The organism is Longimicrobium sp., assembly GCF_036554565.1.
Lineage (GTDB): Bacteria > Gemmatimonadota > Gemmatimonadetes > Longimicrobiales > Longimicrobiaceae > Longimicrobium.
Genome location: NZ_DATBNB010000098.1, coordinates 1 through 10,078, shown reverse-complemented (window position 1 = coordinate 10,078; position 10,078 = coordinate 1). Strand labels below are relative to the sequence as shown.

General features: G+C 68.3%; 9 protein-coding genes. 4 read left to right on the top strand and 5 right to left on the bottom strand.

Annotated features, from left to right (window positions below):
• Positions 1-343: hypothetical protein (locus tag VIB55_RS02675; protein ID WP_331875121.1), on the bottom strand; the 343-nt coding region annotated here is incomplete at its 3' end.
• A gap of 354 nt (positions 344-697) precedes the next feature.
• Between VIB55_RS02675 and VIB55_RS02670 the strand changes: the two genes are divergently transcribed.
• Positions 698-880 (top strand): hypothetical protein, encoded by a 183-nt coding sequence (locus VIB55_RS02670; RefSeq protein ID WP_331875120.1) that lies wholly within the window; start codon positions 698-700, stop codon positions 878-880.
• A 90-nt stretch (positions 881-970) separates the two neighbouring features.
• Here VIB55_RS02670 and VIB55_RS02665 read toward each other — a convergent pair whose 3' ends face one another.
• Positions 971-3,517 (bottom strand): excinuclease ABC subunit UvrA, encoded by a 2,547-nt coding sequence (locus VIB55_RS02665; protein WP_331875119.1) that lies wholly within the window; start codon positions 3,515-3,517, stop codon positions 971-973.
• Positions 3,518-3,741: 224 nt separating this feature from the next.
• On the opposite strand from VIB55_RS02665, the gene VIB55_RS02660 reads away from it, so the two are divergent.
• Both VIB55_RS02660 and VIB55_RS02655 read left to right on the top strand, forming a co-directional pair.
• Entirely contained in the window at positions 3,742-5,022 is a 1,281-nt protein-coding gene (locus VIB55_RS02660) for a hypothetical protein (RefSeq protein ID WP_331875118.1), read from the top strand.
• Positions 5,023-5,025: 3 nt separating this feature from the next.
• Positions 5,026-6,036: a hypothetical protein gene (locus tag VIB55_RS02655; RefSeq protein ID WP_331875117.1), complete on the top strand. Its 1,011-nt coding sequence runs from the start codon at positions 5,026-5,028 to the stop codon at positions 6,034-6,036.
• Between the two features lie 190 nt (positions 6,037-6,226).
• Here VIB55_RS02655 and VIB55_RS02650 read toward each other — a convergent pair whose 3' ends face one another.
• The 3 genes from VIB55_RS02650 to VIB55_RS02640 form a co-directional block, all read right to left on the bottom strand.
• The gene (locus VIB55_RS02650) at positions 6,227-7,702 is read right to left on the bottom strand and encodes a protein adenylyltransferase SelO (RefSeq protein WP_331875116.1); all 1,476 of its coding nucleotides are present in this window, start codon (positions 7,700-7,702) and stop codon (positions 6,227-6,229) included.
• Positions 7,703-7,833: 131 nt separating this feature from the next.
• On the bottom strand, positions 7,834-9,033 hold the full coding sequence (locus VIB55_RS02645) for a serine hydrolase domain-containing protein (protein ID WP_331875115.1): 1,200 nt from the start codon (positions 9,031-9,033) through the stop codon (positions 7,834-7,836).
• Positions 9,034-9,192: 159 nt separating this feature from the next.
• A complete protein-coding gene (locus tag VIB55_RS02640) occupies positions 9,193-9,435 on the bottom strand; it encodes a hypothetical protein (protein ID WP_331875114.1) in 243 nt (80 codons plus the stop codon).
• A gap of 201 nt (positions 9,436-9,636) precedes the next feature.
• On the opposite strand from VIB55_RS02640, the gene VIB55_RS02635 reads away from it, so the two are divergent.
• Entirely contained in the window at positions 9,637-9,843 is a 207-nt protein-coding gene (locus VIB55_RS02635) for a hypothetical protein (RefSeq protein ID WP_331875113.1), read from the top strand.
• Positions 9,844-10,078: the final 235 nt, after the last annotated feature.

The window sequence follows — 10,078 nt, the reverse complement described above, 5'->3', positions numbered from 1 at the left end:
CCAGCGCGAGCACCAGCGTGACGATCGCCGCGATCGCGAGGGCTACCGCGGCGAGCCTCCCCACGCTCCACCGGGTCTGCGAGGGCGCAGTGGCTGCAGCCCGGGGCGCCGGGCCGCCGGCCTTTTCCACCATCACCTCGTACAGCGGAAACAGGTCGTTCGCGGTGAACTCGGTCGCGTACCCGCCGCGCTCCAGGGGCTCACGAACGTCCGGCGCCTGTAGAATCCAGGCATCGAGCTCCTCCGGCGTGCCCGCAACGGTCCCGGCACGTACCGATTGGGCGGCCATCTCGCGTGTGGCCGTGCGGACTTCATCGGGAAAGTGGTACCGCGGCGGTCGCATGGATGATCTCATCTCCGGGGTTCACGGCTGCCTGATGGGCGCGGCCGGACGACCTCGACAAGCAAGAACCCCACCGCCCAGCCGACGGACTGCCCTCGCTCCCAATTTCTACGAGATCGGGTGCGGCTCTCCGACATCGTGCATCACGGCGGTCAGGCCGACGGTGGCACGGCCCGCCTTGCTGGCGAGGCTCGATCTTGAACACCGAGTTCCTGGCGGGGAGGACCACTCTTCGTGTGGAACCTTGCTTGGCGAAATTAGTCGCATTACGTTTCGATGCTCACCCTCGGACGCGGCTTGCCTGGTACGGGCGAGTGCCGCCCGGTCCTAACCTATCCAGCAGCAAGGCCGACGATGAAGAAGCTCAAACTGCAGATCGAGAAGCTGCGCGTCGAGCAGTTCGAAGTTCAACCGGAACCGCGAGTGGCCCGTGGAACGGTGAATGGCTTCGAAACCGACGTCCAGAACACGTGCATCTGGAGGTACTGCGCTGACGTACCGGAAACTCAGTACTTGGCCGCGACCGACTGCTGCTGATGCCGACGCACACCAGCAGCAACGATCCGGCAAAACTTGCGGAGGCGCTCCCTGATCGAAGGGAGCGCCTCCGCTGCGATCACGGTGCCCTCACCCCAGCTCCCGCGCCAGATACGGCGCCGTGCGGCTCCCGGGCGCGGCAGCCACGAGGGTAGGCGGGCCGGCGGCGACCACGCGGCCGCCCTCCTCCCCGGCGCCGGGGCCGATGTCGATCACCCAGTCGCTGCCGGCGATCACGTGCATGTCGTGCTCGACGACCACGACCGTGTTGCCGGCGTCCACCAGGCCGTGCAGCTGCCCCACCAGCTTCTCCACGTCCGACGGGTGCAGGCCGGTGGTGGGCTCGTCCAGCACGTAGAGCGAGTGGCCGCGCTGCGTGCGCTGCAGCTCGGTGGCGAGCTTGATCCGCTGCGCCTCGCCACCGGATAGCTCCGTGGCGGGCTGGCCCAGGCGCAGGTATCCCAGCCCCACCTCGCGCAGCACGTGCAGCGAGCGGCGTACCGCGTCCTCGCCCGCGAAGAACTCGTAGGCGGCATCCACCGTCATTCCCAGCACCTCGGCGATGTTGCGGCCACGCAGACGGATCTCCAGCGTCTGCGCGTTGTAGCGCGCGCCGTGGCAGGTGGGGCAGGGCGCGTAGACGCTGGGGAGAAAGAGCAGCTCCACCATCACGAACCCCTCGCCCTCGCACGTTTCGCAGCGCCCCTTGGCCACGTTGAACGAGAACCGCCCCGCGTCGTAGCGCCGCTTCTTCGCGTCAGGCGTGGCGGCGAAGAGGCGGCGGACGTGGTCGAACAATCCCGTGTACGTCGCCAGGTTGCTGCGCGGCGTGCGCCCGATCGCCTTCTGGTCCACCTGCACCAGGCGGCGGATGCCCTCCATCCCGCCCGCGATCCGCCCGCCGGTGGGGATGGTGGAGGGATGATCGGCATCGTCCTCGTCTTCCGCCGACGTGGGAAGCTCGTGGCCCAGGTGCGCGGCGACGAGCTCCACCAGCACCTGGCTCACCAGGCTGCTCTTGCCCGATCCCGACACCCCGCTGACGCTGGTGCACACGCCCAGCGGAAACCGCACATCCAGCTCGTGCAGGTTGTTGCGCGTGACGGATTCCAGCGTCAGCCATCCCTTCGGCTCGCGCGGCGAGCGCGCGGGCGGCCGCGTCTCGCCGAAAAGGTGGCGGCGCGTCTGCGACTCCTCGACATCCGCCAATCCTGCAGGCGGGCCGCTGTAGAGCACGCGCCCGCCCTGTTCGCCCGCCGCGGGGCCCACGTCCACGATCCAGTCGGCGTGGCGGATGACGTCCATCTCGTGCTCCACCACGAACAGCGAGTTGCCTGCGGCCAGCAGCCCGTCCAGCGCGCGGAGCAGCGCCTCGGTGTCCGCGGGGTGCAGGCCGGCGGAGGGCTCGTCGAGCACGTAGACGACGCCGAACAGGTTGGATCGTACCTGCGTGGCCAGCCGCAGCCGCTGCAGCTCGCCGGGACTGAGCGTGGGCGTGCTACGCTCGATGGACAGGTATCCCAGTCCGAGGTCCAGCAGCACCTCCAGCCGCGCCGCCAGGTCCTGGGCGATGCGCCGCGCCACGAGCGCCTTTTCGGGGTGATCCGCATCCGCCGGTCCCCCCGCCGTCCCCTCCGCGTACGGGCGGACGAGCGCGGCCAGGCGGGCCAGCGGCAGGCGCCCCAGTTCCGTGATGTCCATCCCCGCGAACGTCACCGACAGCGACGCCGGGTTCAGCCGCTTGCCGCCACACGCCGGGCAGTCGGTGCTGAGCATGTACTGCATCACCCGCCGCCGCATGGACGCGCTCTGGGTGTTGGCGAAGGTGTGCAGCACGTGCCGCCGCGCGCTGCTGAACGTGCCCATGTAGTTGGGCTCCTCCTTCGCCTTCAGCGCGCGCCGCGTCTCCTCCGGCGTGAAGCCGGGGTAGACGGGGACGACGGGCTGCTCGTCGGTGAAGAGGATCCAGTCGCGGACGTCCTGCGGCAGTTCGCGCCACGGCCGGTCTACGTCGTAGCCGAGGGTGACGAGGATGTCGCGCTGGTTCTGCCCGCCCCACGCCTGCGGCCACGCGGCGACGGCGCGCTCGCGGATGGTGAGCGACGGATCGGGAACCATGGACTGCTCGGTGACCGTGTAGATGCGTCCGTGCCCGTGGCAGCGGGGGCAGGCGCCCTCGGGGGTGTTGGGGGAGAACGCCTCGGCGTAGATGATGGGCTGGCCGGGCGGATAGTCGCCGGCACGCGAGTACAGCATCCGCAGCAGGTTGCTGAGCGTGGTGACGCTGCCCACGGACGAGCGTGTGGTGGGCGTACCGCGCTGCTGCTGCAGGGCCACGGCGGGCGGAATGCCGTCGATCTCGTCGACGTCGGGGATGCCCATCTGGTGGAACAGGCGTCGCGCGTACGGCGCCACCGACTCCAGGTAGCGCCGCTGCGCCTCGGCGTACAGCGTGCCGAACGCGAGCGACGATTTGCCCGATCCCGACACGCCGGTGAACACCACCAGCGCGTCGCGGGGGATGTCGACGTCCACATTCTTGAGGTTGTGCTCCCGCGCCCCCCGCACCCGCACGAACTCGTGCTGCCGCGGATGATCTGCCGGGTTCGGTGCTCCGCTGCTCTTCCCCGCCTTCATCCCGTCTCGCCCGCCCGTGTCGTTTCTGGTGATGAGATGCGGGCAAACTAACGAGGCGGAGCCAAGAGCACGACGGAGCGTCCCCCGGGGCGTCTGCTGGAGATGCTGTCGGACCGCTTCGGCGCGCTGGAAGCCGTAGCCTACCACTCCTCGATCGAGCTCTCCCGCTGCCCGGAGATCGCCCGGGACGAATCTCTGGATACGAAGGCTCGTTCGCACTAACATTGGCTGGTTCCGGCGGCACCGTCCGCTGCCGGACCCGCGGCCGGGGGCTTGTGGACACCCCACCTGATACGGTAACCACCATGGCTTCAGTGAGGTTTGGGCTCGACGACGTTCTCGAAACCGCCATCGCGCGCCGGGAGAGACGTTTCAGGTCAGGCCGCGAGGGGTTTCGAGGAACGGGCTCGCAGTTCGGGGCCGCGGGAGCGAGGGGGGGCCAGATGGACTTCGAGCTCGCCCGCCTTTCCGGACTGCGCGGTGAGACTGGCGAATCCGTTTCGCCGGAGCCGATGAACCGAATGTTCGGCACTCCGTTCGGACGGACTGCCGCGAGCGCGATCGGGAACGAGGAACGGACGCTGGAAGCGTTGCAGCGCCTCAGCCTGGAGATCGTGGCGAACTCGCTGCGCGACTCGGGGCAAGTGAACCCCGGCGACCGGCTGCTCGTTCGCCCCGGAACGAACGGCCGCGCCTCCGTCCTGCTGGTCATGTCGCCCGACGTGGCGCGCGTGGAAAGCAGCCGCCTGATCTCGGAGGAACTGGACCTCCCCTTTCGGCTTCTGGTGGATGGCCTTGAGGCGATGGGTACGGAGATCGGTGAATCGCCGGAGGCGGCCGCGTTCGGAGCGCTCATTAACCTCGGACCGGCCGCGCTCGCGCAGTTGTTTCTGATTGCGCAGCCGGAGGTCGTTCTCACGCGGCGGCCGCGGATGGTGCGGCTCTGCGTGCCATCGCCCCACGTCGTTGTGAACGCGGGCGGAAAGCTGTCGACCGCAGGGGTGCTGTGCGTGGATTCCAGCGGCGAATTCGGCGTGACCGCGTGCTTTCACGGTACCGGCCCGGTGGGAACCCCCGTGACCGTGGGGGGCGAAGCAAGCCGCGTGAAGCACGCGAGTGAGGTGCAGGACACGGTCTTCATCCCCCTGACCGACCGTACACGCTGCAGTTCGATGGTGGGGTTGGCCGGCGTGCGCCAGGAGCGGGAGCCCGCCCGCGCCGACCCTGCGCGGTTCGACGGCGCGGTGAACCAGAACCGCGCCACGCGGATCTTCTCCACCGACACGGGGCTCCTTCGCGCCCGCCCCACCATCATGCTCAAGCTGCAGACCGACGCGGATACGGACCAGGGCGACAGCGGCTGCGCATTGCGGGACGAGAACGACCGGGTTCTCGGGTTTGCCTTCGAGCGGACCGCGTACGACGACTATCCACAGTTCACCGACTGGATCTGGGCGGCGAACGCGCTTCGTGCACTGAACCTTACGATCTACCAGGGAGGCTGAATCATGGGCTGGCTACAGAAGCTGATCGGCAAGGTGGGCGGCGCGCAGCCGACGGACTGGACGCTGCTGGATGGCTTGCCCGATCCCGGGTTGGGAATCGCGGGAAAGCCGATCGTCCCGGACCAGTGCTACATCGAACTATACGTGGAATCGCTGCGGCTGGAAAAGGCGCGCCGCTTCGCGACCACCTTTCACGGGCTCATCTATTCGTTTGCGTCGCTGGCCCGCCAAGGCACCGACCGCGCGGAACTCGCGTCCGTCACCAAGCCCCAGAACCTGGCCACGCTCGGGGTGAACGACCTCAACCGCGTGATCACCGTGTCCAAGCGCGTCATGCGGCCCATGCCGTGGCGCGGCAACCCGCTGGGGCTCGAGCTGGGGCTGTTCTCCATCAAGTCCGGCAACCTGCTGTCCCCGCTCGTCAACTACATCACCAAGGTGTCGGACCTGGCGGGGATCAGCGTGGTCACCCGCCTGAATCCCTTCGTTCCGCTCGTGCTGGAGGGGTTGGACATGATCGCCGGGCAGACGGCGGATTCAGAGATCGAACTCGCCATCGATACCGACATGAGCCTGGTGGACAGCCGCTTGTGCGCGCTGGTCGCCCGGCCCAAGGGAACGATCTCCGGCGCCAGCCTGAAAATCGATCCGCAGGACCGTAAGCTCCTCGTAGATGGGAAGCCTCTCCAGGCGGCATACTGCGTCTTTTCCATCCGGTCCAGCAGCATGAACCCGGAGTGGGGAGAGATCCCCGCGTTGAAAGAAGCCTACGCGGACTTCACGCGCGCGATCATGACTGGCAAGCACAAAGAGGCGGAGGAAGCGCTTGCGGCCTTCAATCGACAGTTGATCGTAAGCCCCGATCTGATCTCGGCCGACAAGGATCGCCTGAAGGAGAAGGTAAAAGCGGATCTCCGGGATGCGTTCCCGGGCGGCGGCCAGTCTGCGCCGGACGGGGTACGCGCGCGCTTCGAGAACCGGAAGCTTGCCGATCTCAATCTTTACGACCAGTAGCAGTCAGCCCTCACAGCCGATTGGGCTCTGGCTTCACACACTGGCCGCTCTCTTCGACGCGTACGGCGCTCTTGCCTCGCTGTCGAAAGCGGGTTGAGCCAGACCCCACCGCCAACGCGCCGGAGCCTCTGTGTGGCGGATCAGGCGATCTGCTCCGGACCCGGCATCGACGCGAGCGGGTGGCGATCGCTTACGTGCCGCAGAAGGTCTGGGTCACGCGCTCCCCTGCCGCGGGCGGCTCCATGTACCGCGCGAAGTCGGGCTGGGTGTCGTACGGCCTGGACAGCACCGTCAGCAGCTCCTCGAACGGAGCGAAGTCGTCCCGGTCGACGGCCGCGCGGATCACCGCCTCGATGCGATGGTTGCGCGGGATGAAGGCGGGGTTCACCGCGAGCATGGCTTCGCGGCGCGAGGCGGCGTCGCCCGGCTCTTCCGCGAGCCGCTGCCGCCACCGGGCCGCCCACCCGTCGTACGCGCCGGGGTCGTTGAAAAGCCTCCGCACCTCCGCATCCGCGTCCTCATCCGCCGCCGCCTCGCTCAGCCCGCGGAAGGTGAGCGTGAAGTCCGCGAGGTTCGCCGCCATCGCCTGCAGCAGATCCTCCGCGAGCGCGGCGTCGCCTGGACGTTCGGTGGAGAGGCCCAGCTTGCGCTGCAGGCCGCCCTGGTAGGCCCGTTCGAACGCCGGGCCGAATGCCTCCAGCGCCTGTATCGCATCCTCGGCCGCGGCGTCGGCGTCGTCACCCAGGAGCGGGAGAAGGCACTCCGCCAGCCGCGTCAGGTTCCACTGGGCGATGGCCGGCTGGTTGCCGTAGGCGTAGCGCCGGTAGAGGTCGATGGAGCTGAACACCGCCTGGGGATCGTATTCGTCCAGGAACGCGCACGGCCCGTAGTCGATGGTTTCGCCGGCGACCGACGTGTTGTCCGTGTTCATCACGCCATGGACGAAGCCGACCAGCAGCCACCGGGCGATGAGCTCGGCCTGCGCCTGGACTACGGCTTCGAGCAGCGCCAGGTGGGGGTGCTCCGACTCGGCCGCGTGCGGGTAGTGCCGGGCGATGACGTGGTCCGCCAGCGTGCGAGTGCCCTCCACGTCGCCGCGGCTGGCGAAGAACTGGAAGGTGCCCACCCGGATGTGGCTGGATGCCACCCGCGTGAGCACCGCGCCGGGGAGCATCGTCTCGCGGACCACCCGCTCGCCGGTGGTGACCGCGGCCAGCGCCCGGGTGGTGGGGATGCCCAGCGCCTGCATCGCCTCGCTGACCAGGTACTCGCGCAGCACCGGCCCCAGCGCCGCCCGTCCGTCGCCGCGGCGCGAGTAGGGTGTGGGGCCCGCGCCCTTGAGCTGCACGTCGCGCCGGGTGCCGCCCCGGTCGATGACCTCGCCCAGCAGGATGGCGCGCCCGTCGCCCAGCTGCGGCACGAAGCCGCCGAACTGGTGCCCGGCGTACGCGGTGGCGATGGGCGTGGCGGAGTCGGGAACGCGGTTCCCCGCCAGGACGGCGACGCCTTCTTCGCTGGCGAGCCACTCCGGGTCGATGCCCAGCTCCACGGCCAGCGGCGCGTTCACCCGGATCAGCCGGGGTGCCTTGACCGGCGTGGGCGTGACGCGGGCGAAGAACCGGTCCGGGAGCCGCGCGTAGGCGCTGTCGAAAGCGGGTTGAGCCATGCGGGAGCGCTGCGATTCGGGTGTCGGACGCACACCGCTCGATTCGATCGACGGTGCGAAACGTCCGGGCATCCCTCGCACAAGCCACGCCTAACGCGATGCACGAAGCGCGGTTCCGCTTCCCCGCCGTTCTATTCTCTATTCCCCAACGCGGAGTAGACCAGCTCCTGGAACGTCGCTTCCAGCGGAACGCGGCTTCCGGGAGAGAGCTGCGTCCAGACCATGGCGATCAGGTCGTTTTCCGGGTCCACCCAGAAGTACGTCCCCAGGTACCCCGACCAGCGGAAGATGCCGACGGGTCCCGGCCGCGTCGCCCCCGCGGTGTCGACCTTGACGGCCACCCCCAGCCCGAATCCGTACGTGGGGTCGCGCAGCGTGCCGCTCGGCACCGGGGTCAGTTCCGGCGGCACCGTGTTGCGGGTCATGAGCGCGACGGTCTCCGGCCGCAGGATGCGCGTTCCGCCGAAGACGCCGCCGTCCAGGAGCATCTGCGTGAACCGGAGCATGTCGTCGGGCGTGGAAAGCAGGCCGCCGCTCCCCCAGAAGAAGCGCGCCTCCGGCTCGAACATCGCCATCAGCCCGTCGCCGCGGACGGGCTGCAGCGTGCCGTCGGGGCCGGTGGTGTACACGGTCGCGAGGCGGTTCCGCATCTCCGGGCGGATGCGGAAGCCGGTGTCGCGCATGACCAGGGGCCGGAAGAGCTGCTCGTCCAGAAAGCGATCGAGCGTCTGCCCCGAGGCGACCTCGATCACCCGTCCCGCGACGTCAAGCCCGGAGCCGTAGCTCCACTGCGTTCCCGGAGAGAAGAGCAGGGGAATGCGTGCAAGGCTGTCGGTGAACTCCTCCAGCGTGCGGCCCGCATCGTACAGCTTGGCCCGGCTGAAGATGGTATCGACGGGCCCGGGCGTCAGCCCGTACGCCAGGCCGGAGGTGTGGTTCAGGAGGTGGCGGATGGTGATCGGCGAGTCGGGCGCCCGGAGGATCGGGGCATCCGCCGTTCCCCCGGCGAACACCTTCACGGCCGCGAACGACGGGATGTACTTCGACACCGGATCGTCGAGCCCCACCCTGCCCTGGTCGACGAGGCGGAGCACACCAACGGCGATCACCGGCTTGGTCATGGAGTAGATGCGGAAGATCGCGTCCGGGCGCATGGGCGTGCCGCGGGCCAGGTCCATCCGGCCAAAGGTGCGCTCGTACCGGATGCGGCCGTGGCGGGCGATCACGGCGTAGATGCCGCTCACCCTCCCCGAGTCGACAAACGCCTGGAGAGCGGGGTCGATCCGGCCAAGCGCCGCCTGCGAAAAATCGAGCGTTTCCGCTCGCGCCATGGGGAGCGCCGGCCTTCTGCTCGCGGCGCACGATGCGAGCGCGCCCAAGCACGCGATCGCGACAGCCGTCCTCAGAAGCGGGTTGAACATGCCTGGGCTCGGATTCGGTTCTGGTGTCACTTGCCGAACCCTAGCCTGTAAGGAACCGTGTTCACACTATCAGCCACCCTGCTCCAGCCCGTTGCGGAGCCGGAACGCCAAATACTGGAGCCGCGTCGCACGGCGTTCCAGCCCCGCAGCCAGCTGCTCCGCGCTCTGCGAAGTCGGATTGCGATTCCCGGACAGCCACGCTTCGATAGCCGCACGGCTGATTTCCGCATCCTTGGCGAGGAGCGTGCGCGGTAGTTCGCTCTCGCGAATGATCTCTCGCACGAGTTCCTGCAGCCTCTCCGATTCACCCACGTTAGCTCCTCCGACGAGCAGTATGGGAATCCGTTGACAAAACCGAGTAGGCGGATTACCATACAGAAACGAGGAAGGGCAGTCGCTCACCCCGCCAAGAGTTCGCGACTGCCCTCGGTCTCCCAACCGCCGGATGGCTGATCGGGATGTCTACACGATAGGCATCCTCCGCCGGAGGCGCAAGCAACGAGGAGGAATGCGATGAATATGGAAGGAGCCTCACCCGCGCGCTGGCTGGAGATGCTGTTGGATCGCTTCGGCGCGCTGGAAGCCGTTGCGTACTCCTCGATCAAGCTCTCCCGCTACGTCTCTGAGTGCGAGATGTCGATGGACCTGCTGGTTGCGGAGGCGGTGCTGGAGTTCGGCGATGACCTGCGCGAGGCGTGCAAAGCGGCGGTGAATGGGTGAGGGGAAGCGAAGCACCTTCCATCTAACTGTAGCGGGAGGGCGAGCGCGGGTGCGAGATGTTGATGTAACCGCCGCACCCGCACGCCTGCGGGAGATACTGTCGGACTGCTTCGACGCCTTCGAGGCGATCGCCTACTGCACGATCCAACTCCCGCGGCACGCCCCAAGGACGAGCTGTCGATGATGTGCTCGTCGAGGCGGTGCTGGAGTCCGGAGCCGATCTACGGAGGCACAC

Excerpts from the sequence above, each read along its gene's own strand:
- VIB55_RS02670 (WP_331875120.1), top strand. The coding sequence starts at position 698 with ATGAAGAAGCTCAAACTGCAGATCGAGAAGCTGCGCGTCGAGCAGTTC.
- VIB55_RS02665 (WP_331875119.1), bottom strand. The coding sequence starts at position 3,517 with ATGAAGGCGGGGAAGAGCAGCGGAGCACCGAACCCGGCAGATCATCCG.
- VIB55_RS02655 (WP_331875117.1), top strand. The coding sequence starts at position 5,026 with ATGGGCTGGCTACAGAAGCTGATCGGCAAGGTGGGCGGCGCGCAGCCG.
- VIB55_RS02650 (WP_331875116.1), bottom strand. The coding sequence starts at position 7,702 with ATGGCTCAACCCGCTTTCGACAGCGCCTACGCGCGGCTCCCGGACCGG.
- VIB55_RS02645 (WP_331875115.1), bottom strand. The coding sequence starts at position 9,033 with ATGGCGCGAGCGGAAACGCTCGATTTTTCGCAGGCGGCGCTTGGCCGG.
- VIB55_RS02635 (WP_331875113.1), top strand. The coding sequence starts at position 9,637 with ATGAATATGGAAGGAGCCTCACCCGCGCGCTGGCTGGAGATGCTGTTG.